Origin of the sequence: Burkholderia sp. TSV86, from assembly GCF_001522865.1 — a bacterium.
Taxonomy (GTDB): Bacteria; Pseudomonadota; Gammaproteobacteria; order Burkholderiales; family Burkholderiaceae; genus Burkholderia.
The window spans coordinates 360,342-385,497 of sequence record NZ_LOWB01000116.1; the positions used below are offsets into that span (position 1 = coordinate 360,342).

22 protein-coding genes and 2 pseudogenes are annotated in these 25,156 nt (G+C 65.7%); 11 read left to right on the top strand and 13 right to left on the bottom strand.

Annotated elements, in window-relative coordinates; translation table 11 throughout:
* Positions 1–49 precede the first annotated feature (49 nt).
* The gene (locus tag WS68_RS23080) at positions 50–637 is read right to left on the bottom strand and encodes a malonic semialdehyde reductase (RefSeq protein ID WP_059572960.1); all 588 of its coding nucleotides are present in this window, start codon (positions 635–637) and stop codon (positions 50–52) included.
* Positions 638–795: 158 nt separating this feature from the next.
* On the opposite strand from WS68_RS23080, the gene WS68_RS23085 reads away from it, so the two are divergent.
* From WS68_RS23085 to WS68_RS23100, 4 genes and pseudogenes are all read left to right on the top strand, one after another.
* The gene (locus WS68_RS23085) at positions 796–1,425 is read left to right on the top strand and encodes an alpha-ketoglutarate-dependent dioxygenase AlkB family protein (protein ID WP_059572961.1); all 630 of its coding nucleotides are present in this window, start codon (positions 796–798) and stop codon (positions 1,423–1,425) included.
* Between the two features lie 121 nt (positions 1,426–1,546).
* A pseudogene (locus WS68_RS29100) lies at positions 1,547–1,825 on the top strand (IclR family transcriptional regulator); the annotation flags it as partial.
* Positions 1,826–1,861: 36 nt separating this feature from the next.
* A pseudogene (locus tag WS68_RS29425) lies at positions 1,862–2,308 on the top strand (MFS transporter); the annotation flags it as partial.
* A gap of 564 nt (positions 2,309–2,872) precedes the next feature.
* On the top strand, positions 2,873–5,314 hold the full coding sequence (locus tag WS68_RS23100) for a YadA-like family protein (RefSeq protein ID WP_082710230.1): 2,442 nt from the start codon (positions 2,873–2,875) through the stop codon (positions 5,312–5,314).
* Between the two features lie 356 nt (positions 5,315–5,670).
* On the opposite strand, the gene WS68_RS23105 is transcribed toward WS68_RS23100, so the two are convergent.
* Together WS68_RS23105 and WS68_RS23110 are read right to left on the bottom strand one after the other, a co-directional pair.
* Complete coding sequence (locus WS68_RS23105) at positions 5,671–6,105, bottom strand: universal stress protein (protein ID WP_059572964.1); 435 nt, start codon at positions 6,103–6,105, stop codon at positions 5,671–5,673.
* Between the two features lie 545 nt (positions 6,106–6,650).
* Positions 6,651–7,043 carry a DUF6670 family protein gene (locus WS68_RS23110; RefSeq protein WP_156429627.1) on the bottom strand — a complete coding sequence of 131 codons (393 nt, stop codon included), beginning with the start codon at positions 7,041–7,043 and terminating at the stop codon, positions 6,651–6,653.
* Between the two features lie 538 nt (positions 7,044–7,581).
* On the opposite strand from WS68_RS23110, the gene WS68_RS23115 reads away from it, so the two are divergent.
* The 3 genes from WS68_RS23115 (at position 7,582) to WS68_RS23125 (ending at position 10,863) form a co-directional block, all read left to right on the top strand.
* Positions 7,582–9,054, top strand: coding sequence for an amidase (locus WS68_RS23115; RefSeq protein WP_059572966.1), 1,473 nt, complete (start codon positions 7,582–7,584; stop codon positions 9,052–9,054).
* 101 nt (positions 9,055–9,155) lie between these two features.
* A complete protein-coding gene (locus tag WS68_RS23120) occupies positions 9,156–9,863 on the top strand; it encodes a hypothetical protein (protein WP_059572967.1) in 708 nt (235 codons plus the stop codon).
* Positions 9,864–10,014: 151 nt separating this feature from the next.
* Complete coding sequence (locus tag WS68_RS23125) at positions 10,015–10,863, top strand: arylamine N-acetyltransferase family protein (protein ID WP_059572968.1); 849 nt, start codon at positions 10,015–10,017, stop codon at positions 10,861–10,863.
* 366 nt (positions 10,864–11,229) lie between these two features.
* On the opposite strand, the gene WS68_RS23130 is transcribed toward WS68_RS23125, so the two are convergent.
* The 6 genes from WS68_RS23130 to WS68_RS23155 form a co-directional block, all read right to left on the bottom strand.
* Positions 11,230–12,144 (bottom strand): metal-dependent hydrolase, encoded by a 915-nt coding sequence (locus WS68_RS23130; protein ID WP_059572969.1) that lies wholly within the window; start codon positions 12,142–12,144, stop codon positions 11,230–11,232.
* Positions 12,141–13,076 carry an SDR family NAD(P)-dependent oxidoreductase gene (locus tag WS68_RS23135; protein ID WP_059572970.1) on the bottom strand — a complete coding sequence of 312 codons (936 nt, stop codon included), beginning with the start codon at positions 13,074–13,076 and terminating at the stop codon, positions 12,141–12,143. Before WS68_RS23135 ends, WS68_RS23130 begins: the two co-directional genes overlap by 4 nt.
* 20 nt (positions 13,077–13,096) lie before the next feature.
* The gene (locus WS68_RS23140; protein ID WP_059572971.1) at positions 13,097–14,695 is read right to left on the bottom strand and encodes a flavin-containing monooxygenase; all 1,599 of its coding nucleotides are present in this window, start codon (positions 14,693–14,695) and stop codon (positions 13,097–13,099) included.
* A 174-nt stretch (positions 14,696–14,869) separates the two neighbouring features.
* Entirely contained in the window at positions 14,870–15,535 is a 666-nt protein-coding gene (locus WS68_RS23145) for a lysoplasmalogenase (RefSeq protein WP_059572972.1), read from the bottom strand.
* A gap of 311 nt (positions 15,536–15,846) precedes the next feature.
* Positions 15,847–16,713, bottom strand: a complete 867-nt coding sequence (locus WS68_RS23150) for a MerR family transcriptional regulator (protein WP_059572973.1) — start codon at positions 16,711–16,713, stop codon at positions 15,847–15,849.
* Positions 16,714–16,740: 27 nt separating this feature from the next.
* The gene (locus tag WS68_RS23155; protein WP_059572974.1) at positions 16,741–17,316 is read right to left on the bottom strand and encodes a GNAT family N-acetyltransferase; all 576 of its coding nucleotides are present in this window, start codon (positions 17,314–17,316) and stop codon (positions 16,741–16,743) included.
* 315 nt (positions 17,317–17,631) lie between these two features.
* Here WS68_RS23155 and WS68_RS23165 point away from each other — a divergent pair, with 315 nt between their 5' ends.
* Entirely contained in the window at positions 17,632–19,194 is a 1,563-nt protein-coding gene (locus WS68_RS23165; RefSeq protein ID WP_059572976.1) for a methyl-accepting chemotaxis protein, read from the top strand.
* Positions 19,195–19,287: 93 nt separating this feature from the next.
* Here the strand turns inward: WS68_RS23165 and WS68_RS23170 are convergent, their stop codons facing one another.
* Positions 19,288–20,955: an ATP-binding domain-containing protein gene (locus WS68_RS23170; RefSeq protein WP_059572977.1), complete on the bottom strand. Its 1,668-nt coding sequence runs from the start codon at positions 20,953–20,955 to the stop codon at positions 19,288–19,290.
* A 295-nt stretch (positions 20,956–21,250) separates the two neighbouring features.
* On the opposite strand from WS68_RS23170, the gene WS68_RS28010 reads away from it, so the two are divergent.
* On the top strand, positions 21,251–21,430 hold the full coding sequence (locus WS68_RS28010; protein WP_156429628.1) for a hypothetical protein: 180 nt from the start codon (positions 21,251–21,253) through the stop codon (positions 21,428–21,430).
* Between the two features lie 127 nt (positions 21,431–21,557).
* On the opposite strand, the gene WS68_RS23180 is transcribed toward WS68_RS28010, so the two are convergent.
* Together WS68_RS23180 and WS68_RS28535 are read right to left on the bottom strand one after the other, a co-directional pair.
* Positions 21,558–22,412, bottom strand: coding sequence for a helix-turn-helix domain-containing protein (locus tag WS68_RS23180; RefSeq protein ID WP_059572979.1), 855 nt, complete (start codon positions 22,410–22,412; stop codon positions 21,558–21,560).
* Positions 22,413–22,718: 306 nt separating this feature from the next.
* Positions 22,719–22,895 (bottom strand): hypothetical protein, encoded by a 177-nt coding sequence (locus tag WS68_RS28535; RefSeq protein WP_231753089.1) that lies wholly within the window; start codon positions 22,893–22,895, stop codon positions 22,719–22,721.
* Between the two features lie 81 nt (positions 22,896–22,976).
* Here WS68_RS28535 and WS68_RS28015 point away from each other — a divergent pair, with 81 nt between their 5' ends.
* On the top strand, positions 22,977–23,240 hold the full coding sequence (locus WS68_RS28015; protein WP_156429629.1) for a hypothetical protein: 264 nt from the start codon (positions 22,977–22,979) through the stop codon (positions 23,238–23,240).
* A 387-nt stretch (positions 23,241–23,627) separates the two neighbouring features.
* Positions 23,628–24,023: a carboxymuconolactone decarboxylase family protein gene (locus tag WS68_RS23190; RefSeq protein ID WP_059514437.1), complete on the top strand. Its 396-nt coding sequence runs from the start codon at positions 23,628–23,630 to the stop codon at positions 24,021–24,023.
* A 115-nt stretch (positions 24,024–24,138) separates the two neighbouring features.
* On the opposite strand, the gene WS68_RS23195 is transcribed toward WS68_RS23190, so the two are convergent.
* Positions 24,139–25,014 carry an alpha/beta fold hydrolase gene (locus tag WS68_RS23195; protein ID WP_059572981.1) on the bottom strand — a complete coding sequence of 292 codons (876 nt, stop codon included), beginning with the start codon at positions 25,012–25,014 and terminating at the stop codon, positions 24,139–24,141.
* Positions 25,015–25,156: the final 142 nt, after the last annotated feature.

Below are 25,156 nucleotides of genomic sequence, written 5' to 3' on the forward strand. Positions count from 1 at the left end.
AAGGCGGAAAAGGGCGGGTGGCGCGCGCGCCACCCGCGATGGCGTCACGTCATGCGATGCGCGCGATTTCGTCGAACGACAGGCGCGGATTGCGCGGGAACAGCCCGGCGGGGTCACCGTAGCCAAGATTGATCAGGAAGTTCGACTTGATCGACGTGCCCGCGAAAAACGCGGCGTCGACAGCCGACTGATCGAAGCCGGACATCGGGCCTGAGTCGAGGCCGAGCGCGCGTGCGGCGACGATCAGGTACGCGCCTTGCAGCGATGCGTTGCGAAATGCGGTGGCTTCGATCAGCGCGTCGTTGCCGGCGAACCAGCTGCGCGCGTCGGCTTGCGGAAAGAGTTTCGGCAACTGATCGTGGAACGCGAGATCCATGCCGACGATCACCGTGACGGGCGCGCTCATCGTCTTCGCGAGATTGCCCTCGGATAGCGCGGGCTTGAGCTTGGCCTTGGCCTGCGGCGATTTGACGAACACGAAGCGCGCCGGACTCGCGTTTGCCGACGTCGGCCCGAGCTTGACGAGATCGATCAGTTCGTGGAGCAACGCGTCGTCCACGGGCTTGTCGAGCCAGGCGTTGTGCGTGCGCGCGGTGCGAAAGATCTGGTCGAGGGCGGAATCGGGGAGTCGTGCCATGATGAACGTCCAAGTGAGCGCGCGAACGGCGGAGCGTGGACGGTTACGTCGGCACCGTGCTCGCGCGGCTAGAATTTCAGTGAAACGGCGGCGCGCCTGATGGAGCGACGCGAGCGCCATGCCGCGATGATAGCTGGATGCGGAGATTTTGACCGACGATGCTCGATTTGTTCGACGATTTGCCTCAACCCGATGTCGACTGGTATCCGGATTGGCTCGCGCCAGCCGAGGCCGGGCGGCTGCGTGCGCGCATCGTCGACGAGGCCGTGTGGCGGCAGGACACGATGCGTACTCCGCGCGGCCCGTTGCCGCTGCCGCGCCTGACAGCATGGCAGGGCGAGCCGGACGCGGTGTACGTGTATTCGGGCATCCGCAACGTGCCGGCGCCGTGGACGCCCGCCGTGTTCGAACTCAAGCGCCGGGTCGAGGCGGCGTGCCGCGCGCGATTCAACAGTGTGCTGCTGAATCGCTATCGCAACGGTTTCGACAGCATGGGCTGGCACGCCGACGACGAGCCCGAACTCGGCCCGGAGCCGGTGATTGCTTCCGTGAGCTTGGGCGCCGCGCGCGTGTTCGATTTGCGGCACAACGCGACAGGCGCCACGCACGCGTACCGGCTGACCGACGGCAGTCTGCTCGTGATGCGCGGCCGCACGCAGCGGGAATGGCGGCATCGGGTGCCGAAGGCTCCGGCGGTGCTGGGCGAGCGGATTAATCTGACGTTTCGCTGGGTGACGGCGCGGCCCGATGGCGCGCCCGTGTGCGCAGGGCTGATGCGGGCGGCTTGATCGGAGGGCGTGACGCGCGCTTGGCTCGCGTGGCCGCACGGCAGGGGCTGCCGGCACGCGGCGGCGAAATCGCCTGGCCATCGCGTTGTGATTCGATTTCTTTCCTTCCACTGCTGCCGACATGGCCAAAATCGCTACGGCGGCGGCGAAGCCTGCCGTCGATACCGTATCGGGTAAGTCGCGAAAGGCCGCGGGCATCATGCCCAATGCGCTTGACACGCCGGACACGCCGGACGGCGGGGCTGCCGCGCACGCATCGACCTGTCTCATGCTGGAGCTAGAGCGCGGGCAGCGCATCCTGTCCGAATTTTCCGCGCTTGAGCTGGTATTGAGCGCGCCGGAGTTGTCCAAGCGTATTGGTATTTCGCGCACGACGACGTTTCACCTGTCGCAGGCGCTCGTCATTCATGTGCGTGCGATCGCATGAGGTTCGGTGGTGATCGGCTCGGGGACGGGCGTGCCGGGTTCGCTCGTCTCGACGTTTGCCGTCGAAGGGGGCAAGCCGATGATCGCCCGGTCGTTCGTGTCGTGCGCACTGGCGGGGGGAATCACGCGGCGTCCGTGTATATGTCATCGCGGCATTTTGCTTGCTCGCGCTCGGCCTGATGGCGTCGGATTCCATCACCTCATCCGCCTACACGCCCGGGCACTATCCGACCAGCATTCCCGCAGCCGGTAGCCGGTGGGGCTGCGGGCTCGACAGCGCGAGGCTGAAGATCGCGTCATTCGCCGTCGCACCCATGGCGGTGCCGCGTGCGATCGTAGGCGGTGATCTGAGTTCGACTTTTACCGGCTTGCGATCGTGCGGTTTGCTGCTGCGCGGCCGGTGCATTTGGCCTGCATCGAGACGCAAAGGCAGATGCTCGAAAGGCTGAAGACATGACGCGCCCGCCGCTCTTAAGCGGATATTGAAATCGCAGACCCGCTGCCCGGGAATTTCCCGGGCAGTTTGCTTTTGTGTGTTGGAAAAAAAATACAGTGGGCGAAGGCTTGGCGCGAGCGATCGGATAAGCGCTGCGTTTAATCGGGCCTGGAATTATCTGATTTTTACTTTTTTGAAAAGACAAATTTTGTTTTGAAAAGGCGCCGAGTGTTCGGTGGCTTACCGTTCAATGTAAAAAATAGCGGCCTGAGTATTAAATGGCCCGCTATTTCAAGTTTTTTAAAAGAATGTTCGTTGGTCTACTCTGTTTTTTTAGCTGTTATCCGCAATGTTGGTTAGGCCACTCTTTTAAAGTGTTTGAAAGATCGAAAGGTAGAAAGTACTTAATATCCGTGGCTGCGAGGAGTGACCAGGGTTTGCGGGCAGTAGATCGAAAATCGATAAATGATTTGACATTCTCGATGTGCTGCAAGTTTCTGTTTCCGGCAACTGTCCGATAATCGTTTTATCGGATTATTCACCCTGATAACGCCCCGCGCGAATCCGATTAATAGGGGATATTGCGTGAACAAAATCTACAACGTTGTCTGGAATAAGGCGCGAGGCCAATTGGTTGCGGTTTCTGAAATCTCGGGATCGAAGGGATCGACAGGAACGGTTGCGTCGGCGGATCGGGTGATCGCTCGCGCCGGCGGCGAAGCGGCGGTTTCCCGCCAAGCGCGTTTTTCATGGGTGAAGCTGAGCTTGATGTCGCTGTCGGTTTTCGCGGCGACCGGCTGGATCGCGACCGACGCCGTCGCACAGGTTAGCTATGCGGCAGGCTATAACGCGTCGGCCGGCCCTGGTGCGAATACCGGGTACGCGCCTGGCGCGCCGTGGGTGCTCAACAATCCGGCTTTCAGCGCAGGCTCGCTGCTGTATGGCACGGCCGTCGGCAATTACGCAAATGCGAACGGCGAGGGCGGCTCGGCTTACGGTGATCACGCAAGCGCGATCGGCCGCCTCAGCTCGGCGTTTGGCGCGTATGCCAGCGCGAGCGGCGACGGCGCGACCGCGATGGGCACCAGCGCGATCGCCGACATGCCGTATAGCGTCGCGATCGGCCTGAACGCGCAAGCACTGCGCGACACCGGCTCGGCGGCAGGTGTTCAAGACAGCGGCGGAGTGGCGATCGGTTGGAGCGCGAAGGCGCAAGGCGATAGCAGCGATCCGCTGCATGTCTCGTCGCCCACCGCGGTCGGCACGAATGCCGCAGCGACGGCGAGCGGCACGGTGGCCCTCGGCGAAGGCGCGCAGTCGTCCTCTTATTATTCGAACGCGCTCGGCGCTTATTCGACGGCCGGCGGCCCTGGTGCGGTCGCGGTCGGCGGCGGCGCGCAAGCGACGGCGCAGGGCGCGGTGGCGATCGGCGGCGCAACGAGCGTCAATAGTGCGTCGGCGCTGTCTGGCTTTGCGAGCGCCACTGGCGTCAACGCGGTGGCGATCGGCTCGGGCTCGCAAGCAAGCGGCAGCCAGGCAATCGGCATCGGCACGGGCAACGTCGTGTCGGGCGCCAATTCCGGCGCGTTCGGCAATGGCAACACGATCCAATCGAGCAACGCATTCGTGCTCGGCAACAACGTGACGATCGGCTCGGGCCTTGACGGCTCCGTTGCAATCGGCAACGGTTCGTCGGTCGCGGCAGCCAACCCCACCAGCAGCGCGACGATCACGACCGCGTCTGGCGGCCAGATCACGCTGTCCGGCTTCGCCGGCGCGAATCCGACCAGCGTCGTCAGCGTCGGCGCCCAGGGTGCGGAGCGTCAGATCACGAACGTCGCGGCGGGCCGCATCTCGCCGACGTCGACGGATGCCGTCAACGGCAGCCAGTTGTATGCGGTGGCGAGCGCCGTGGATAACGCCGTCAACGGCGGCGGGATCAAATATTTCCACGCGAACTCGACCGGCACCGATTCGTTGGCGGCGGGCACCGACAGCGTCGCGGTGGGACCGGCGGCAACCGCCTATGGCGACGAATCGATCGCGCAGGGCTTGAACGCGGTGGCCGGCGTGAGCGGCAACACGGCGGTCAAGGGTGACGTCGCGCTCGGCAGCGGCGCGCAGGCAACGGGCGGACAATCGCTCGCGTTGGGCGCGAACGCGTCGGTTACGACGGCGGGCGGCGTGGCGCTTGGCGCTGGGTCGGTCGCGAACCGCGCGGCCGGCACCTATACGGACCCGATCTCGGGCAGCAGCTTCACGACGGCGATGGGCGCAGTGTCCGTTGGCCTCGAAGGCTCGCTGCGTCAGATCACCAACGTTGCGGCGGGCACGCAGGCGACGGATGCCGTGAACCTCGGCCAGCTTCAATCGGCCGTCTCGCAACTGAATCAGTCGATCGCCAACATTTCGAACGGTGGCACGAATGGCGGCGGCCAGCCGGTGCAGCAATGGGCGACGGGCAATCCGTCGAACTACACGGCGCCGGTGGCGAGCGGCGCAGGAGCGACGGCGGTCGGCAGCGGCAGCGTGGCGTCCGGCTCGAACAGCGTCGCGATCGGCGACGGCGCGTCGGCATCCGGCAACAACTCGGTCGCGCTGGGTGCGCATTCGGTTGCGAGCGCATCGAATACGGTGTCGGTCGGCTCGGTCGGCAACGAGCGCACGATCTCCAATGTCGCGCCGGGCGTCAACGGCACGGATGCGGTGAACGTCAACCAGTTGAACGCGAGCGTCGGCGGCGCGGTGAACCAGGCCAACCAGTACACCAACCAGCAGATCGACAGCGCGCGCCGCGACATGTACAGCGGCGTGGCTGCTGCGATGGCGGTGGCCGGATTGCCGCAGGCGACCGGCGCGGGCAAGAGCATGGTGGCGGTCGCGGGCTCGACGTGGCATGGCCAGCAGGGCTTCGCGCTGGGCGTGTCGACCGTGACGGACAACGGCAAGTGGGTGTTCAAGGGCTCGGTGACCACCAGCACGCGCGGCGGCGCTGGTGCGACGTTGGGTGCGGGATATCAGTGGTAAGCGCGTGGGAAGCCTGAAGTAGCCTTTCACGGCGCTGGCCTCGTTCGCTGTTTCGCGAGGCGGCGCCGGCATAGGAGCCGGGGCGACCCGGCATAGGCTGATCGATGCGCCGGCCTGCCGGCCGGTGTGATCGGGAAGCCGATATTTCAGCCTGTTTTTCTCGACCGCCTGCCGGCTTATGCCGGCAGGCGGTCGTGTCGTATTGGCGGCACGTGTCTCGAGCGGGTGCGGCGGCATGCGCCGCACATTGCCGCGCGGTTTCGTATGGCGCATGGCTCGCGCGCGGGGGGGGAGGGGCAATGGCCCGGTCCGGCCGCGAGCGGATGCGCGCGAACGGGCGCGAACGGGCGCGAACGTCAGCGCACGGCGGTGACGGGGACGGTCGTCACGCGCACCAGGCGATCGAGGACGCTGCGGCGAAAGAAATGGGTGAGGGTGTGAAGCGGGTCGCGGCGCGGCGCGGCGACGACGATTTCGTCGCAGCCGTTTTCGGCCGCGCAGGCAGCGATCGTATCGGCGATGGGGCCGACCTTCATCGTGACCGAGTATTTGACGTGCGCGTCGTTGAGGATGCGAATGGCTTGGGAGAGATCGCTTGTCGAAAACTCATGTTCGATCCGGCGGAGTTTTGCGAGCGAATGGAAGGCTTCGAGGCGGGTGGATTCGAGGGGAGGCTGGACGTTGACCAAGACGACTTCCGATGCACATCGCTCGCGGTACAGAAACACGGCGTGCCGCACGGCCTGCAGCGAGCGAGGCGAGTGGCCGATGGGAACCAGCAGTTTGAGCATGATCAAACCTGTTGCGTAACGAGATGCTCGTAGGCTAGTGCGGTTGCTGTCGATATGGGCTAAAGAAAATCGACGGGCGCATAAAAATGTCGTAAACGGCGTCTCGCTCGCGTTAGAGTTATTGAAATTATAAAAAATATAAGTTTATGCGCATAAATAATCGGTGCCGATCCAACCGCGCATGATTCGCGCGAAATTGGCTCACTGCGCGCCATTGAACCAGGAGGCGATGCTGCCTTTGGGCGTTCGGGCGAGGGCATGGGCGACAGCGGTGGCTCCGCGCCGGCAAGGCGAAGCGGCGTATCGGTCGAGCCGGTCGAGCCGGCGGCAAAACCCGTTATGCTGGAACGAACCGAATGCGAATCGCGTGGCGCTTGCGCGCTGCGCCAGCGCTGCCGCCGGCGGAGAACGGGCAAGCGGCCTCGCTTTGGGGCCTCGGTTGTCAAAGAGCCCGCCGATTCATGTCCGGCGAGCGCAAGCCGATGATCGGCGAATCATCGGAAACCGTTTTAACGCGGCCCGAATTCTGCCGTGCAAACGGAATTTCATCCCCGCTGGTCGATGTACTCGATATAACCGCGCTCATTCTCGGGCTTGCCGTTATATGAGCCTTCCCAGCAATAGCCCCCGGCATAGCCGGAGGCAAGGCCATAGAGCATCGCCGTATCCGCCGTCGTGTTGATTTCGAATAGCTGTTTGCCGCTGCGATCGGTAATCGTCCAGCGAAACGTGCGCGGCAGGAACATCACGCTTGCGTCAGGCGCAACGGCCGGGCTGTCCTGCACGGTGAGTACCTTGGAGCTGGTTTTTTCGTCGGCCTGAGTGGCGGCGCCGCGCCCCGCGCGCCGCAGATGGGCAGGGCAAGCGCCCGGCCGGCCCATGAAGGTCGCACGCAAGCAGAAGCTGGGTGCCGCCCACTCCATCGATGTTGGCCGCATCCGTGATTTTCATGCCGGTCATGCCAAGCAACGATGCGCATGCCATAAACGAGTGTGGCACCGGGAGGTCGGGAATCATCACGCCGAAATGGGTTGCGCCATAACGGCGCGGTTCTCGTGCGGCGCAACGGCGCCGGCGACGGCATCCTGAAATGCTGATACGGCTGCATGGTTCCGAGCAGGCGGCTGGCGAACTTCGCGCCGAGGTGGCCAGTTTGCCTTTGATGTCTGCGGCGGGACGGTCGCTATCGACGGTTGGGTCGGGGCATGAAAGTTGGGAAAAAGCTCGCGCAGACAACGCATGGCCCGAGTGGCCATGGGCGATGCGCTTGTAATGCCGTCAGAGCAAAATCGCGACTGTCGGCGGCGTGAACAGTCCAACAGCGGAAGCGCCGATAACGCGCGGTCCGCCAAGCAGACGTCCGCGCCGTCCCACGCGGCGGCAGGCGACTTCGAGCCGAGCGTGGCCGCTGTCCGGCGGAGCGACGGCCCGCCAAGCTGTCCAACCCACCGTCCATTACATCAACAGGAGGGCTGCATGTCCGAGCCGAATGCACTGCGTGGCGCCCAGCTCGATCCGATCGTCGAGATGCCCGCGCACCGGCTTGCCGATATGATCCGGCGCAAGGAGGTTTCGTGCGTCGAGACGATGCGCGCGTATCTCGATCACATCGAGCGCGTCAATGGCGAGATCAACGCGATCGTCGCGTTGCGCGAGCGCGCCGCGCTGCTTGACGAGGCCGCGCACAAAGACGCCGCGCTCGCGCGCGGCGAGTACGAGGGCTGGCTGCACGGAATGCCGCAGGCGCCGAAGGATCTATTGATGACCAAGGGGATCGTGACGACGCTCGGCTCGCCGATCTTCCGCGCGATGATGCCGTCGGCCGATGCGCTGGTGGCGGCGCGCATGCGCGCAGCGGGCGCGGTGTTCATCGGCAAGACCAACACGCCGGAGTTCGGGCTCGGCTCGCATACGTTCAACGAAGTCTACGGCGCGACGCGCAACCCCTACGACTGGACGAAGAGCGCGGGCGGCAGCAGCGGCGGCGCGGCGGCCGCGCTTGCGGCGCGGATGCTGCCCGTCGCCGACGGCAGCGACTTCGGCGGATCGCTGCGCAATCCGGCGGCGTTCTGCAACGTGTATGGCATGCGGCCTTCGCAGGGGCGTGTGCCGCACTGGCCGGCACTCGACGTGTTCGTCCAGCAACTCGGCACCGAAGGGCCGATGGGGCGCACGGTCGCCGACGTCGCGCAGTTGCTCGCGATCCAGGCTGGCTACGACCGGCGCGATCCGCTGTCGCTCACCGACGATCCGCGCCGCTTCGCGCAATCGCTCGATGCCGATCTGCGTGGCGCACGCATCGCGTGGGTCGGCGACTGGAACGGTTATCTCGCCACCGAGCCGGGCGTGCTCGAGCTGTGCGAAGCGAGCTTCGGCGCACTGCGTGCGATCGGCTGCGAGATCGACGCGGCGCTGCCGCCGTTTTCGCCCGAGCGGCTGTGGCGAACCTGGCTCGCGCACCGCCATTGGCTGGCCGGCGGCAGCCTGCTGATGCATTACCGCGAGCCGGCGCGGCGCGCGCTGCTCAAGCCGGAGGCGATCTACGAAGTCGAGGGCTTGCTGAAGCTGGGAGCTGCGGACATCCTCGAGGCGAGCGCCGCGCGTAGCGCGTGGCATCAGACGCTCGCGACATTTTTCGACCGCTACGACTATGTCGCCGCGCCGGCCGCGCAGGTTTTCCCGTTCGACGTCGACATGCGCTGGCCTACGACGATCGCAGGGCGCGGGATGGACACCTATCATCGCTGGATGGAAACCGTCGTGCCGTGGACACTGGCCGGCTGCCCGGTCGTCAGTGTGCCGGTAGGCTTCAATGCGGCGGGCCTGCCGATGGGAATGCAATTGATCGGCCGGCCGCGCGATGACTTTGCGGTGCTCCAGCTCGCGCATGCATACGAAAGCGAATGCGACTGGGTGAGCGCGCGCCGTCCCTCGCTGCCGGGCGCGTGAGCCGGCCGGCGATTCGTTTCGATATGTATCCGTGATTGCATTGGCCGTAATCCCGCCCCGACAATTCGACTCGGCACGACTCGATTCATAGGGAGATTCGAATGAAGACGATTCACCGTTTGGCAAAGCGCGCGGCGCTTGCCGGTTGCGCGGGCGCAATGCTGCTGGCGGGCAACGGCGCGTTCGCGCAACTCGATTTGCAGAATCTCGGCTCGTCGCTGCTGGGTGGCGCTGGCGCGTCGCAACAGCAGGCGGGCTCGACGGGCGTGTCGCAATTGCTGCAATCGTATGCCGGCGCGAACCAGCAGGTGCTTGCCGGGCAAGCGAGCCTTGCGTCGGCGATGGGGCTCAGCGGCGCGGCCGGGCAGGCGCAGCAGGCGGCAGGTTTGTTGACCCAGGGCGGCGCGTCAGCATTGACGCCGAGCGCGCTGTCGCGGGTGGGCGGCGCGCAGCAATCGGTCGGACAGGCGCTGACGCAGGCTTTCGCGTCGCGCGGCGCAAGCGGCGCGGCGGGGGCCAGTGTCGACAAAGCTGCGTTTACCCGTGGCCTCACGTCGCTTGGCGAAGGCCTGACGCAGTATTCGCACCTGCAATCGGGCCTCGGCGGGCTGAGCGGGGAGAATCCCGCTTCGCTGCTGCAGGCGGGGCTCGATCCGAACAATCTGAAGGCCGCGTCGTACATCGCTCAGAGCGCGCCGGGTCAACTTCAGTCGATCGGCAGTACGCTTGGCGCCGCCGTGCGGTATGCGACGAGCCACGGCATTCCGGTGCCGGACGTCGCGTCGTCGGCGCTCAAGCTGCTACCGTAATGCCGCTTCAGCCGCGCTCATAGGCGCCCGCCGAGCCCTTCGCGGCGGGCCGCCCGTGGTGCGCGCGGGGCGGCGGCCCGCTTGCCCCCTGTCGCGCGGGGTTATTCGCAGAGTGCTATGGTGAGGCGTTTCGTCCTCTGCGAGCGGCCCGATGCGCAACACTGTCGATCTTTCCCGTTATTTCGCCCGTATCGGCTATCGCGGCCCCGCCGAGCCGACGCTCGACGTGCTGCGTCAATTGCAATTGCACCATCCGCTGGCGATTCCGTTCGAGAACCTCAATCCGTATGCGGGCGGGCGCGTCGCGCTCGATCTCGATTCGGTGTGCGGCAAGCTGATCGAGCGGCGGCGCGGCGGCTATTGCTTCGAGCAGAACAAGCTGTTCCACGCGGTGCTCACGCAACTCGGCTTTCGCGTGAAGCCGCTGATCGCACGCGTTTACTGGCAGCGGGCGCCCGAACTGCCGCCGCCACCCCGCACGCACATGCTGCTGCGCGTCGAACTGGACGGCGCGACGTGGCTCGCGGACGTCGGTTTCGGCTCGGTCACGCTGACGGCGCCGCTGCGCGTGTCGCTCAATCAGGCGCAATCGACGCCGCATGGTCGATTTCGCGTGACCGATGCGCCGGCGGCGGGTGAACTCGATCTCGAATGCGAGACGCCGTCCGGCTGGAAGCCGCTGTACCGTTTCGCGCTCAGTCCCGTCGAGTGGATCGACTGTGAGGTGGCGAATTGGTTTACGTCGACGCATCCCGAATCGGTTTTTACGCGCGATCTGGTGGTGTGCCGTGTGATGCCCGATTCGCGCGCGAATCTGTTCAACGACATGCTGACGCTGCGCGGATTGCGCGGGGACGCGCAGACGTCCCGGCTGCCGGATTTCGATGCATGGACGGGCTGCTTGCGTGAGCGGTTCGGACTCGATCTGGCTGGATTCGACGCGCCGGCACTTTATGCGCGCGCGGTCGCGCGCACCGATGCGGGGATGGCGGCCGCCTGAGCCGGCCGGTGACCGGCGGCGTAACGGCCCGGCGGGCGGCCGAGCCTTGGAGCAGGCCCGGCCGCGGCCGACGAGCGGCCAGCGGCTGGCAGCTGCGGCGGCGGTGTGACTTGATCCGCGCGAGGCGTGGTGGCCCTTGGCGGGCGTAGCGCGGCCGCGCATCCGGCACGTGCGCCGCGTATATCGCTTGCGATTGCTCAGGCGCGCTTGCGCAGAGGCTCGCCCGCACGATTCTCCAGACGTGCGCCGAATCCGGACGATCATCTACGAGAACCACGGGCGCGCGGCGCGCTTACGCGGGCCGCGAGCGCTTCGTTGCCGCAGCGGACCGCCCGCGCGTGTCGCGGGCGGCGCTCGCGGTTGCGCTCAAGACTGCGCCGCGGCGGGCGCCGGATGCAGCGGCACGCGGCGCGGCGCGGCCTGATCGGCATAACGCTCGTTGGCGGCGTCGATGTTCGCGAGCAGCGTATCGACGTTCTTCAACAGATGGCGGTTGTCGTGATCCCATGGATGGAAGCCCGGGCGGAAATAATCGAGCCATTCGAGCGCGATGCTGGCGAACAGGCCCTTCGTCGGGCTGTACAGAAACTTGAAGAGCCGCCACATGCCTTTGAGCTTGCCGTGGCGCAACCGATGCGCAAGCATCAGCCGGACGTGGAAATCGAAGATCACCGTCCAGAAGATCACGGTCGTGACGAGCATCGTGCCGGTGCGCAGCAGATAGGTTTTCACGCCGGACGGCATCACCGCGTTCCAGACGTCGTAGGACACCGATTTGTGCTCGGTTTCCTCCGTCGCGTGCCACAGCCACATTTGCGTATAGCCCTGAACCGATCCTTCGATCCAGCGTGACGGGTGGGCCAGCAACTGATTCGCGAACATCGCCGTGTAATGCTCGAGCGCGATCGTGATCGCGAGCTGGACCGAGTGCGGCAGCACCTTCTTGCCCCAGCCCAGGAACGTCCACAGGCGCTTGTCCAGCTTATGCGCGGGCAGGCCCGCCGCTTCGAGCAGATCGTTGTATTCGATGTGCTCGCGCGTATGCATGGCTTCCTGGCCGATGAAGCCCGCGACCTGCTTCTTCAGCTCGGGATCTTGAATCTGGTCGCGGTAGTTGCGCACCGAATCCATGAAGAAGCGCTCGCCCGCCGGAAACAGCAGCGACAGCGCGTTCATGAAATGCGTGACGGGCGCGCCCTGGACGTGCCAGTCCTGCGCCCGATCGGCGGGCAGCGCGAAACGGATGTCGCGCCGCACCGGCAGCAGATGAGGATGGGTCATGATTGTTCGCCTCCTTGGTTGGCTGCGTTGTCATAGGTGGCATGCACCGGAGCCGGCGCGGGCGGCGTGCGGCCCGATGCACGGCGCGCGCGCGAGCGTTGCAGTTTGGTCGCGAGTACGACGAGCGATTGATACGCGCTGGGCAGCGTGCGCGCGAGCCAGTCCGCGCCGTGCGCGTCGCGGCCGATCAGCACGCGGCGCTTGTTCTTGCGCACACCGTCGAGGATCACGCGCGCGGCTTCGTCGGCGGTGGTGATGAAGAACTTCTCGAAATCCGCCTTGCCCTGCTGCTCGCTCTCGACGATGAAGCCGATCATGTTCTTCGCAAGCCGCGCCGATTGCGCGATATTGGTGCGGATGCCGCCCGGATGCACGCAAGTCGCCGACACGCCGCACTTCATCAGATCGAGTTCCTGGCGCAGCGATTCGGTGAAGCCGCGCACCGCATATTTCGTCGCGTTGTAGCCGCTCATGCCCGGCTGCGCGAAGATCCCGAAAATGCTCGACGTATTGACGATATGGCCGTCGCCGGACGCCTTCAGGTGCGGCAGGAACGCCTTCGTGCCATGGACGACGCCCCAGAAGTTGATGTTGACGATCCATTCGAGATCGCTGTATTCCATGCCGTCGATCGTGCTCGACAGCGCGACGCCCGCATTGTTGAAGATGAGATTCACGCGGCCGTGCGCCGCGGCAGTCTCGTCGGCCCATGCGTGCATCGCGGCGCGATCGCCCACGTCGAGCGCGCGGGTGGTGACCTGGATTGAAGGCGCGAGCGCACGCACGATCCGTTCGGTCTCGGCGAGACCGGTTTCGTTCTTGTCCGCCAGCGCGACGTTGCAGCCGTCCAGCGCGAGCTGCACGGCGAGCGAGCGGCCCATGCCCGAGCCTGCGCCCGTGATCGCCGCGACTTTGTTGGTGAAACTCTTCATGTTCGATGACCTCGTGCGGTTCAGGCTTCGGCGGGGGCTGGCGCGGCGGCGGCCGGCGCGGGAGCGTGGGCCGCCGCCGCGCGCTGCGCGTCGCGGGGCTTGGATTCGTAGTAATACGGCTGGTAGGCCGACATCGAGAAGCATTCCGTCTCTTGCCGGAAGCGCCAGGTGAAATCGGGCCACAGCGTGGTGTTTCTGCCGGTTTTCGGGTCGAGATACCAACTGTTGCAGCCGCCCGTTGACCATACCGCGCCTTTGAGCTTGGTCTGGATCCGGTCGTTGTAGTCGTGCTCGACGATCGGGCGCACGTCGATCGCCTCGACACGCTCGGTGCGCATCGACTTCAGCGCGCCGAGCACGTATTCGATCTGCGACTCGATCATGTACACCATCGAGTTGTGGCCGAGGCCGGTGTTCGGGCCCATCAGGATGAACCAGTTCGGATAGCCGGGAACGGTTGCGCCGAGGTAGGCGTGCAGCCCGTCACGCCACGCGTCGACCACGTCGACGCCGTCGCGCCCGACGATCGTGCCGCGCGGGAACGGATTGTTGATCTGGAAGCCGGTGCCGTAGATCAGGCAGTCGACCTCATGGCGCTTGCCGTCCTTCGTGACGACCGCATCTTCTTCGATCCGCTCGATGCCGGTCGTGACGACATCGACATTCTTGCGCGTGAGCGCCGGGTAGTAGTCGTTCGAAAGCAGGATGCGCTTGCAGCCGATCGTGTAATCGGGCGTGACGGCCGCGCGCAGCTCTGGCTCGGAGATCTGGCGGTGCAGATGGCGCAGCGCGAGTTTCTGCACCAGTTTCATCGTCGACGGGTGAACGGCGAAACCGAGCACGCGCGATTCAAGCATCCAGTACAGGCCGCCGCGCAGCAGCTTTTGCGTGAACGGCAGATTGCGGAACAGCCATTGCTCGAAGCCATTGATCGGGCGATCGGGCTTGGGCATGATCCACGGCGGCGTGCGCTGAAACAGCGACAGCCGTGCGACGCGCGGCGCGATCTGCGGCACGAACTGAATCGCGCTCGCGCCGGTGCCGATCACCGCGACGCGCTTGCCTTCGAGCGGGTAGTCGTGATTCCAGTGCTGCGAGTGGAACGCTTCGCCGTTGAAACATTCGATACCGGGAATGTCCGGCAATGCCGCGCGCGACAGGCCGCCCATGCCCGAGACCAGCACGCGCGCGACCACGCGCCTGCCGTTGGCGAACGCGAGGCGCCAGCGGCGCGCGGCCTCGTCGTAGGTTGCGTTGACAAGCTCGTGATCGAAACGCAGATGCGGATACACGCCAAAGCGCTGCGCACAGTCTTCGAGATATGCGCGAATTTCCGGCTGCGGGGCGAACATCCGCGTCCAATTCGGGTTGGGGGCGAACGAAAACGAATAGACGTGCGATTGAACGTCACATGCGCAACCGGGGTAATGGTTGTCGCGCCAAGTGCCGCCGACCGAATCCGCTTTTTCGAATACCGCGAAATCCTCATGGCCGGTTTGCCGGAGGCGGATCGCCATCCCGAGCCCGGAGAAACCGGTGCCGATGATTGCGATGTCCACGGTTTCTTCCACGTTCGCGCTATCGAGCGGAACGAGGGGCAACTTGCTGCGCGCGTTCATCCAAGCGTCTCCTATTGGCTCACTTTTAAATGTGACATTAAATGATGTCACAATAAGCCATGCAAGTCTGATCCGCAAGGCGGATAGACCGGAGACTCTAGGTGCTCGCGCGCGTTTATCGCGCCGCCATATCAGCGGTTATTCGTGTGGATAAGGGTTTGATTGGCGGCCCCATTAATTCGATGTGCGCCGCCGCAATACGCCGAACGTGATGGCCAGTTGCGCGGCCGCATAGAGAAACCAGATCCAGCCGTCGATACCGGCGAATGCGAAGGCGGGAAGAAAACGCTCGATGCCGATCATCGCATCGGAGCCGACGAACGCGAGCGCGCCGGCGGCGATCTGCGGGCCGGGCGTGCGCGCGCATAGCGCGAGGCTCGCCATCACGCCGAGCGCCGCGATATAGACGGCGACCGGGGCCGCGAGCACGGCCAGACGCGGAAAGAACGCGGCGTACAACCCGGGCGCCGCGACCCACAGCGCCACGAGCGCGGCCGCCCGCGGCCCGCGTGGCGCGGCTCGCCACGGCGCGAACAATGCGCAGTATGCGAGATGGGCGAGCAGGAATGCGCCGAGGCCGGCGACGAACGACGGCGGCCACTGCGGGAGCGCGAGCAGCACATCGCCTAGCACCGACGCGCCGAGCGCCGCGACGAGCCAGCCGCGCTCGCGTGCGGCGGAATGCTGGAGCGCCGCGACGAGCAACAGCACGCCGAGCGCCGCTTTGGCGGCAGGCTGGCCGGGGTAGTGCATATGGCCGAGCGACAGCCCGTACAGCAGCGCAGCGAGCGCCGCAGCGAGCCAGAGGCCGCGCGTGCGCACGGGCAGGTTGGATAACAAGGTTGTCTCCTTGCATGTAGCGGATTGACGCGCGCGGGCGGGCGGCGGATGCGGCGCGCAGGTCTGCGTGATGAGCAGGAAGACAATTTCAGGGACGGATAATCATCCGTCAAGCGCAGCGAAGGACGGTTGATCGCTACAGCGCGCGCCAACGGCGGGTTAGGAGAGAGGGTGAAGCGGGAAGGCGAAGCAGGCCGCTGATCGTTCCGCTGCCGCCTGGCGGCCCGGCGCCGCGCGGGAAATTACCTACCGCACGCGCCGTGGCCCGCGGGCGGGGCGCGGGCCGGCCGCTATGGTGGGCGCGGGCGCGCCTAGCGCTTTTTCGGCCCGCCCTTCGGCGTTTTCGAGGCTGCCTTTCCAAGCGCGAGCGCTGTGTCCTGCGCGGCTTGGTTGCTCAGCTTCTTGTCGAGTATCGTCGCGACCCTGCCGCCCAGATAGTCGCTCGACGCCGCTTCGAGCGCGCGATTCATCTCCCCTTCGACGAATACCGCCGACAGCGGCCGCAGCCGCCAGATCGCGTCGACGAGCGCCGGCACGTCGGTGGGCGGCGGCAGCGAGCCTTCGTCGTAGCGGTCGAGGCGGTGCACGACGAGTTCGACGAGCACGCGTGCGATGGCATCGAAGTACGGGCGTGTGAGCGAGATCGCGTCGAGCAGTTCGCGCGCCGGAATGCCTTCACGCACCATCGCCGCCGCGGCTTCGATGAGCGCCGGGCTTTTCGCGATGAACGACAGGCCGCGCCGCTCGAGCAGCCCCAATTCGGCGACGCGCCCGAGCGAAGCGGGCGTCTGCGGACCGAACATCTGGATCAGTTGCGCGAGCGAATAGCTTTGCGGGCGCTCGTGCGACCAGCGGCCGCCTATCGCGTTCTCGAGACCGAGGATCGAGCGCAGATCGTGGCCGTCGTCGATCGCCTTGATCAGATCCTGGATGTTCGACAGCGTGTAGCCGCGCGCGAGCAAGTGATTGATGACTTTCAGGCGCGCGACGTGCGTGTCGTCATAAATGCCGACGCGGCCGCGCTTGCGCGGCGGCGTGAGCAGGCCGCGATCCTGGTACGCACGCACGTTGCGCACCGTCGTGTCGGCCATGCGTGCTAGCTCGTCGACCGTGTATTCGCTCGGCGCCGTCGCTTCGTCGGCGCCTTCGGCGGATTGGGTTGGGTTTGATTTCGACATGCGGCGATTTTAACGCGGCGATGTGTCTCAATGTGAAACGTCGATAACAGCTTCTGACGGCGGGTGTTGCGCGCCGTTGCCAAGCGGGCGCTGCAGCAGCGCGGTGTCGATCCAGCGGCCGTGCTTGAAGCCGACCGCGCGCAACGTGCCGGCCGGCTCGAAGCCGAGCGCGCGATGCAGCGAGGCCGAGCCGCCGCGGCCGCCGTCCGCGATGACGGCGATCATTTGCCGCCACGGCCCGGCTTCGCAGCGCGCGATCAACGCGGCGAGCAGCGCGCGGCCGATGCCGCGGCCGCGATGTGCATCGGCGACGTAGATCGAATCCTCGATCGCGTAACGGTACGCGCTACGCGGCCGGTACGGCGTCGCGTACACATAGCCAGCGAGTTGTCCGTCGAATTCGGCGACGAGATACGGCAAGCCGTGCCGCAACACTGCGTCGCGCCGGGCGCGCAGTTCGTCGACGGCGGGCGGCGTTTCTTCGAGCGACGCGACGCCCGTTAGCACGTGATGGGCATAGATCGCATGGATGGCGCCGAGATCGGGGTCGGCCGCGTCGCGCACGACGACGCACAGGGCGGGCGCGGGGGCAGTGCTGGTCATGGCAGGGGCAGGCAAGGTTGGGCAAGCCGTCACTATGCGCGTATTCAAAATTGTTCGCACAAAGGCCGGCGCGCGGCTGCCGGTTGACCAGTGTCGCGGCGCGGCGGTGAGTGCGCCGGTTGCGGCGCAAGAGGCTGGCGCGGGAGATCGGCGCGGGAGGGGCCGTTTGGCAAGGCAGGCCGGCACGATGAAGCGCGGCGCCGATCGCGGCACCTGGCACGCACCGGCGTGCCGGCTCAAGTTTTCGCGCGGCGGGCCGTAATAACGCGCGACTGTCCTTCGAACCAGGCGGCTACGCCGCGACATCTTTCGGTCATGAACGCTTTTTTCTCCCGTTTTACAATTCGCACCCGGATTTTCGCGACGCTGGGGTTCGTCGCGGTGCTGCTGGCAGTTGCGAGCAGCGTCGGCTTCTACGGCATGCAGCGCTCGAACGACGCACTCGACGACGCATACACGCGGCAGCTCGCCGGCAAAGCCGCGCTGTCGGCGGCCAGCCTCAATCTCGCGATCGCACGCACCACGCTCGATCGTGCGATTCTGCGTCCGGAGGCGCCGGACGTTGCCGCCACGGTCGCGAAGGCCGAGCAGTACCTCGCGTCATCCGATCGCGCATGGCGTGATTACGACGCGCTGCCCGACAATGACAGCGAGAAATCGCTGATCGCCCAGGCGGGCACTGCGCGCCGCGCGCTGATCGATAGCGCGATCCGCCCGATGCTCGACGCGCTGAAGGCGGGCAGGCACGACGAAGCCGACCGCCTGGCGATGACGGTCACGCCGCCGCTGTCGGTCGCATGGGTCAAGGCCGCCGCCGCGCTCGACGACGTGCGCGCGGCGCGCGGCCAAGCCGCCTACGACGAGGCCGAGCGGATGTACGCGTGGCTGCGCATCGCGATGGGCATCGGCATTGCGTGCGGGCTGGCCGCGTGCGTGGGGTGCGCGATCGGTCTGCACTACGCGATCTCCCAGCCGCTCGCCCGCATCCTCGCGCACCTGCGCCGCCTGGCGGACGGCGACTTGACAGCCGAACTGCGCTGGATGTCGCACGACGAAATGGCCGAACTCGTGAAGGGGCTGACGACGATGCAGAAGAGCCTGGCCGACACGGTACGCAAGGTGACGGACGGCTCCGAGTCGATCGCCACTGCAACGCGCCAGATCGCGGCCGGCAACACCGACCTGTCCCAGCGCACCGAGGAGCAGGCGGCCGCGCTGCAACAGACTGCCGCGAGCATGGAGCAGCACACCGCAACGGTCAAGCAAAACGCGGACAACGCGCGCGAGGCGCAGCACTGCGCGGACAGCGCGACCGAAATCGCGACGAAAGGCGCGACGGTGGTAGGCGAGGTGATCGGCACGATGACCGAGATCGATCAAAGCTCGCAGAAGGTCGCCGACATCATCGGCACGATCGAAGGGATTGCGTTCCAGACGAACATTCTTGCGCTGAACGCGGCCGTCGAGGCCGCGCGCGCGGGCGAGCAGGGGCGCGGTTTCGCGGTGGTCGCGGGCGAGGTGCGCACGCTCGCGCAGCGCTCGGCGTCGGCCGCGAAAGAGATCAAGGCGCTGATCGGCGAATCCGTCGAGCGCGTCGCGACGGGCTCGCGTCTCGTCGGCTCGGCAGGCGACACGATGCAGGAAATTCAGCGTGCGATCGCGCGCGTGACGGGCATCATGACCGAGATCGCAGCTGCGTCGAACGAGCAGCGCGACGGTATCGAGCAGGTGAACCGCGCGGTGTCGCAGATGGACCAGGTGTCGCAGCAGAATGCCGCGCTCGTCGAGCAGGCGGCGGCCGCGGCGGCCTCGCTGGAGGAGCAGGCCGACGGGCTGCGCCGCACGGTCGGCGTATTCCGCGTGGCCGAGGCGGTGTGAGCTGAGCGCTCGGGCGGCGGGCGGCGCTTGGCCCGAATGCCGCTTGAGCGGCGGGCGCGCTCATTTGCGCGGCCCGCCGGCGTGCATGCGGCGTCAGGCCGGCGCCGGCGCGATCGACGGGGCCGCCCGTTGCGATGCGACGATGATCAGTTTCATCGTCGCGCGCGTCGCGCCGACGAACAGCTTGCGCGCTGCGCGCGCATCGAACGCGTCGAAATCGACTTCGGTCAGGATCACGCATGGCGCGGCCTGCCCCTTGAAGCGGTAGATCGAATCGAGCATCACGTCGCCTTCACGATATTCGGGGTTGCCGAACAAATCGTAGCGGCCAGTGAAGCTCTTCACGCGATGCGGGCCGAGCTGTTCGAGCGCGGTGAACGCCGAGCCTTCTCGGCCGCGGAACGACAGCACCACGATGTCCTGCTTGCGAAAACCGAGCGACAGCGCGTGCGTGATCGCGCGCTTCGTCGCGTCGATGCACGCTTGCGCGCCTGCGTTGCCGGACGCCGGATCGTATGGGGAAATCGAGAGGTCGGAGCCGCCGAACGGGCTGCCTGAGACGAGCCTGGCCGCCAGCGGTTCGACGCCGCCGACGATCTCGCGCACGTAGTCGAGGATATCGCGCGGACTGCGGTAGTTGGTCGTTTCCTCGATCGTCACCCAGCCGGGCAGCGGCACGCTCTCGCGCATGTACAGGTTCTGCAGCGGATCTTCGAGCCACCACCACGCGCCACCGGGTGCGACAAGCCGCTCGAGCGCGGCGGCCCACGGCGGCTGAAAGTCCTGTCCTTCGTCGACGATCAACGTGTCGAAGCGCCAGCGCTCGGCGATCGGCGTTTGCGCAAAGCGCGCCTCCAGTTGCGCGAACGCGTCGCGTGAGCCGAAATCGGGTGCATAGCCGCTGTCGCGCAGCACCCAGTCGCAGAGCTGGTGGTAGTTCGCGATTTTCGCGTGTTCGGGCGCGATGCGCGCGACGTGATCGGCAAGCGGCCGGTTGAAGCACACATATAGCACGCGCCGGCCTGCCGCGACGGCATCGCGCATCGCCTGCACCGCGAGCTGCGTCTTGCCCGAGCCGGCAGTGGCGATTACACGCAGCCTGAACGGCTCGAACGCGAGCCGCCGCGCCCACGTCGCGAGCCCTCCGGACAGCCGCGTGACGAGCGTATCGGCATGGCCGACGAGCGCGCTCGTATCCGGCGTCAGCGCCAGTTCGTCCGCGAGGAAGTGATGGATTTTCGCCGCGCCCGGAAACGGCGGTTCGTCGGCGGGCAGCGCCGCGACGATCTGCTCGGCGAGCAAATGCTTGCGTGCCGCATCGACGATCTGCGCGGGCGCGACCCCTGCGATCGCCGGCTCCTTCACGGTGTAGTCCGGGCAGTAAAGCAGCGCGTCGACGCCATACGCGCCCGCGCCGAATGCGGCCGTGAGCCGCCTGCGCAGATGTTCGAGCGTGCGTGCAAGCTGGATCGACACGTTGCGCTCGGTTTGCAGATAGACCTTGACGAGCCCCTTCGGCGTCTCGCGCAGAAAGCCTGCTTTCTGCTCGATCAGCATGATGCGGCCGGCGGGGCTCACGACCACGAAATCGGCTTCGCCGAACACCGAGAAATTCTGGTCGGCGCGCGTCCAGTGCACGCCGTGATAGATGGTGTAGGCGTCGGGCAGCGTCCGTTCGAGAATCGCGAGCGTTTCGCGTTCGCGCTCGGCCGCGCCAGCGGCGGCAAGATGTTTCCAGTCGTCGGGAATGATGCGGGCCATCGTCGGTCCTGGCAGTGCGTGCGTTCGAAAGGCGTCGGCGTATTGTACGCACGTCGCGCGCACGCCCGCTGGGGGCGAGAGCAGCGTTTTCGGTCAGGGATGCCGTCGGCAGCGGACGCCGTTAGGGCCGGTAAGATCGGCGGCGATGCGGTGCGAGGTCGGCGCGGGTCGAGAGGCCCTTGCCGCCTGCTGGGGTGGCGGATGAGTTCGAGCGTTTGGCTGCCGCCGCCAGATGGGGTTGGCGCTGTTGGGGGTTGGCGCGGTTCGGTGGTGAAGCCGCTTGTGGCGGCGCTCCATGAGTTTGACGCTGCCCGAAGACCGGAACGGGAGGCGCGATGTTGTTGAAGCCGGCGTTATTCGAAACGGGATTGATTGGGAGCCGAAGCCGAAGCCGAAGCCGAAGCCGAAGCCGAAGCCGAAGCCGAAGCCGGGCGGCACGACTCATGCCGTCGCCGCCGAGTTCAACTTGCTTTGAGCGCGCCGCTTTTCAGATCGAAACTGCCGCGCCGGCGGCGCCATCCGAAACGGACGCTCGCTGAATTGGCGCGGCCCGCGTTTGCCGTCACGCTGCGCCATCCCGGGCGCGGCTCGTTCGCGCGCGATCAGGAGCGCGACAAACGCTTCGCCAAATCGGCGCTCAGAATCGCGAGGCGCGCGGGTTTTTCGTAGCAGACAACGTCGTACATACGGATTACTTCACTGATTTCCGCCTCGCTCGCGCGGCCGGTCAGCAGGTCGCCCGTCAATACGAAAATCGGCGCGCCCGGATTGTCCGATGCGCGCACTGCCTGAATCGCGTCGGCCGCGGTGCGATTGTCGAACATCCATTCGGTGACGACCGCGTCGAACGCCTGGCCTTGCAGCGCGTCAATGAACGCGGCCGCGCTCGCGAAGCGCACGGTCACGAAACCTTGTTCGTCGAGATAGCGGCAGACTTCGCTGGCGCTTATGGTGTCGGCGTCGATCACCGCGACGAGCAGTTTGTCGTTCTCCGCGCGGCGCGGATAGATTTCAATTTTGTGAACGTCGTATGCGTTTTGATAGAGCGTGCCGGTGTGACGCATCACACGCCAGCGGCCGTGCTGTTCGTAAGCGACGAACTCGGGGCGCGCGCCCGGTTCGAGCAGGCCGCCAATCCATGCGGTGCATGGAATTTCGGCGATGCCCGAGTACAGCATGGCGTCTTGAGCGCATGCGCCGACCATACCCGGATCGAGGGCTTGCGCGCCGAATAATTGCGCGGCGGGCTCGCCGTATGCTTCGGCGACTTTCTTGATTTGCGACAGCGTCCACGGGCTGCTGCCGCGCAATTTGCGATGCCCCTGCGAAAAACTCAAATCTAGAATGCGGCAAAGCTCGGTGGTCTGCTGGCGCTTGCCGATGCCGTGGCGAGTCATGAGCTCGCGCACACGCTCTGCGACGGCAAGAGAGTCCGTAGTGATTGCTTCGTTGGCCATGCTGCGCAAAACGATCGGATCGAATGACGTTCAAACATGCACGCCTCGCGGCGCACGGTACGGCATCGCACGATGCCCCTGTGTGAAGCGAGCCGACCGGCCACGCGTGAAAGAGTGAACTTTACCGCAAAACAAAGTTCGCTCCGCGTACCTATGTGCGCTTTTTCTGTGAAAGGTGTTTCCGCAGGTAACAACCATTCGCGATGGACATCCGACGGTATCCGGCGAGCCGGAGGATAAGCCGCGAATCGCCACGAATCGCCGCGAATAGACACGCGCAGGACGTTCGCGAGGCGATGCTCGGCGCTACCCGAGTGGATCATACGGCATAGGCGCGGCACTGCCGGCCGATAGCGCGACGAGTGCGCGCAACTCGTCCAACGTGAAGCGTCCGCCCAGCAGGATCTGGCCGTTCAGCCAGTCGGGCCGGTCATGTTGGCGATCCCAGGCGATGCGGCCGTCATTCTTCGCAGAACTGAGCATGACGCGTGCGATTTCCTCGCGCACATCCGAAACTCCGTATACGTGTAGCTGATTCATATAGCCTGATGAGGTGCGGCCGGCTTGGTTCAATCGGCTTGTGGGGCGCTTGCGGGCCGTCAATCCGACAAAAACCGCGACGGCATCGAACGCACGAGCGAAAGGCGGCGGCAACTGCCGCAACAAGATTCCGTTAACGGCAATTTTGTTAAAAAACTTGAAGCGCGATGCGCATCGCCTTGGCGATTGCGGCAACGCGGTGCCTCTTTCGGCAAGGCGATCGTCCGCGCCGGCTGGTTTTTCATGCCGAGAGGTATGGCGTGCGGGTGGTACGGCAACGACTATTGAATCTCATTGGGATATTTTTATGAAATTTCTGTTTCAATATAAATTGAGTGGATGTAATGAAGGTGTTCTGCGATGTCAGCCTGGCATGGCCGCCGGGCGAGGCTGGAGCTGTCCGCGCCGGTCTTGCCGGCGGCTCGATCGCGTTTTTACAGCGTGCGATTCGGGAGCGGCTCGTTCGTGAATGGCCCAGGGCCGGCAACGAATCGAGTGTGGCGCAGTGCGCGCATATTTGGCGCCGGGCGCCACAGTTCACCACGGAAAAGCGGCCTCGCGGAAGCCGGCCCGCGCCGCGGCGGAACCGGTGCCGCGGGCATGCATGCTATTGCGCACATCCTTCAAATCGTTTGAACTGCTGGTTTTCCCGACTATCAGGATCAGGAGAGCAGCATGAGCGAAGCAGACCGCGAGCAGGGCAAGGCGCGCCGGACGCAGGTGATGGGCGAAGCATTCGTCGAGCGTGCGATGAGCGATCTCGACGGCTTTTCCCGGCCGCTGCAAAACTGGCTCAACGAGCATGCATGGGGCAGCACGTGGCAGCGCGGCGGTATCGATCTGAAGACGCGCAGCCTTTGCACGTGCGCGATGCTCGCCGCGCTCGGCCGAGGCAACGAACTCAAGGGACATATCCGCGGCGCGCTCAACAACGGCGCGAGCCTCGCCGAGATTCGCGAGGTGTTGCTGCATAGCGCGCTCTACGCGGGGGCGCCTGCAGCCGTCGAGGCGTTTCGTCATGCGCGCGAGGTCATCGATGCGCTCGGCCTGAGCGTGCCTGACGACGAATGAGCGCCGCCGAACGGGCCGTGTGCGGCGACGGCCTCGGGCGACGGCGCGCAGCCGGCTGCGTTGAGGCCGCCGCGGGCTTCGCTTGCGATGCCGTGGTGTTTGCGTGGAGGCCGGTTCAGGCGGCGGCGAGCCGGGCCGCGAGCGGGCGCACCGCGATCGATTCGAGGATCAGCGCCGCAAGCTGCACGGGGTTTTGCTCGGGAATCCAGTGCGTCGCGTTCGGTAGTATCTCGAGCCGATAGGGCCCATTCACGAAGCGCCGAGCCAGTTCGGCGCCGCGTGGCGACAGCGCCGAATCCCGCGCGCCGAAAACATGCAGTACGGGCGTGCACACCTTGCGGGACAGATCGCCCGGCGGTGTCAATGCCATCGCACGATACCAGTTGAGCGACGTCGTCAGCGCGCCGGCATCGAAGATATCGGCATAAACACCATCCGCGTCGGCCGGCGTCATGCCGGAGCTGAACAGCAGCCGCTTGAACAGCCCTCGAAAGCGCGTGATGAACCACTCCGGCAGCCTGGGCAACTGGAACAGCCCCATGTAGTACGAGCGCAGCAATTGATCGCTCGTCAGCATCGACAGCATGAACGCGCCTGAGTGCGGCACGGATATCGTCGTCAGCGTGCGCACCTTGTCCGGGCGCTTGCTGGCGAGCGCCCACGCGACGGCCGCGCCCCAGTCGTGCCCGACGACGTGAACGGCTCCCCCGCCCAGCCGCTCGATCAGCGCGACGACGTCGCCGACGAGCCGGGACATCCGGTAGGCGCCGACGCGCGACGGCCGTGCGCCCGGCGAATAACCGCGCTGGTTCGGCGCGATGGTTCGATAACCTGCGGCGTTGAGCGTGGCGCTGACCCTGCTCCAGCATTTCGCGGTTTGCGGCCAGCCGTGCAGCAGGACGATGGTTTCACCGTCGAGCGGACCGGTATCGATGACGTCGAAAGTCAGGCCATCGTTGTTGAACGAAGTCACGCGTTGCGACTGCTCCATGATGTTATCTCCCTGATTTCATTGTCGGCGTTTCCGGTTTTGCGGTGCGGCGGTGAAGCCGTCGCGGCGCACGGACGCGAACGTTCGTGCGATAAAAGTCTAGCTGACGACTACACGGTGTGCGGCGGCAAGCGGATGAAAT

Excerpts from the sequence above, each read along its gene's own strand:
- WS68_RS23080 (WP_059572960.1), bottom strand. The coding sequence starts at position 637 with ATGGCACGACTCCCCGATTCCGCCCTCGACCAGATCTTTCGCACCGCG.
- WS68_RS23085 (WP_059572961.1), top strand. The coding sequence starts at position 796 with ATGCTCGATTTGTTCGACGATTTGCCTCAACCCGATGTCGACTGGTAT.
- WS68_RS23105 (WP_059572964.1), bottom strand. The coding sequence starts at position 6,105 with ATGCTCAAACTGCTGGTTCCCATCGGCCACTCGCCTCGCTCGCTGCAG.
- WS68_RS23110 (WP_156429627.1), bottom strand. The coding sequence starts at position 7,043 with ATGCGGCCAACATCGATGGAGTGGGCGGCACCCAGCTTCTGCTTGCGT.
- WS68_RS23115 (WP_059572966.1), top strand. The coding sequence starts at position 7,582 with ATGTCCGAGCCGAATGCACTGCGTGGCGCCCAGCTCGATCCGATCGTC.
- WS68_RS23120 (WP_059572967.1), top strand. The coding sequence starts at position 9,156 with ATGAAGACGATTCACCGTTTGGCAAAGCGCGCGGCGCTTGCCGGTTGC.
- WS68_RS23125 (WP_059572968.1), top strand. The coding sequence starts at position 10,015 with ATGCGCAACACTGTCGATCTTTCCCGTTATTTCGCCCGTATCGGCTAT.
- WS68_RS23130 (WP_059572969.1), bottom strand. The coding sequence starts at position 12,144 with ATGACCCATCCTCATCTGCTGCCGGTGCGGCGCGACATCCGTTTCGCG.
- WS68_RS23135 (WP_059572970.1), bottom strand. The coding sequence starts at position 13,076 with ATGAAGAGTTTCACCAACAAAGTCGCGGCGATCACGGGCGCAGGCTCG.
- WS68_RS23140 (WP_059572971.1), bottom strand. The coding sequence starts at position 14,695 with ATGAACGCGCGCAGCAAGTTGCCCCTCGTTCCGCTCGATAGCGCGAAC.
- WS68_RS23150 (WP_059572973.1), bottom strand. The coding sequence starts at position 16,713 with ATGTCGAAATCAAACCCAACCCAATCCGCCGAAGGCGCCGACGAAGCG.
- WS68_RS23155 (WP_059572974.1), bottom strand. The coding sequence starts at position 17,316 with ATGACCAGCACTGCCCCCGCGCCCGCCCTGTGCGTCGTCGTGCGCGAC.
- WS68_RS23165 (WP_059572976.1), top strand. The coding sequence starts at position 17,632 with ATGAACGCTTTTTTCTCCCGTTTTACAATTCGCACCCGGATTTTCGCG.
- WS68_RS23170 (WP_059572977.1), bottom strand. The coding sequence starts at position 20,955 with ATGGCCCGCATCATTCCCGACGACTGGAAACATCTTGCCGCCGCTGGC.
- WS68_RS28010 (WP_156429628.1), top strand. The coding sequence starts at position 21,251 with ATGAGTTTGACGCTGCCCGAAGACCGGAACGGGAGGCGCGATGTTGTT.
- WS68_RS23180 (WP_059572979.1), bottom strand. The coding sequence starts at position 22,412 with ATGGCCAACGAAGCAATCACTACGGACTCTCTTGCCGTCGCAGAGCGT.
- WS68_RS28535 (WP_231753089.1), bottom strand. The coding sequence starts at position 22,895 with ATGCTCAGTTCTGCGAAGAATGACGGCCGCATCGCCTGGGATCGCCAA.
- WS68_RS23190 (WP_059514437.1), top strand. The coding sequence starts at position 23,628 with ATGAGCGAAGCAGACCGCGAGCAGGGCAAGGCGCGCCGGACGCAGGTG.
- WS68_RS23195 (WP_059572981.1), bottom strand. The coding sequence starts at position 25,014 with ATGGAGCAGTCGCAACGCGTGACTTCGTTCAACAACGATGGCCTGACT.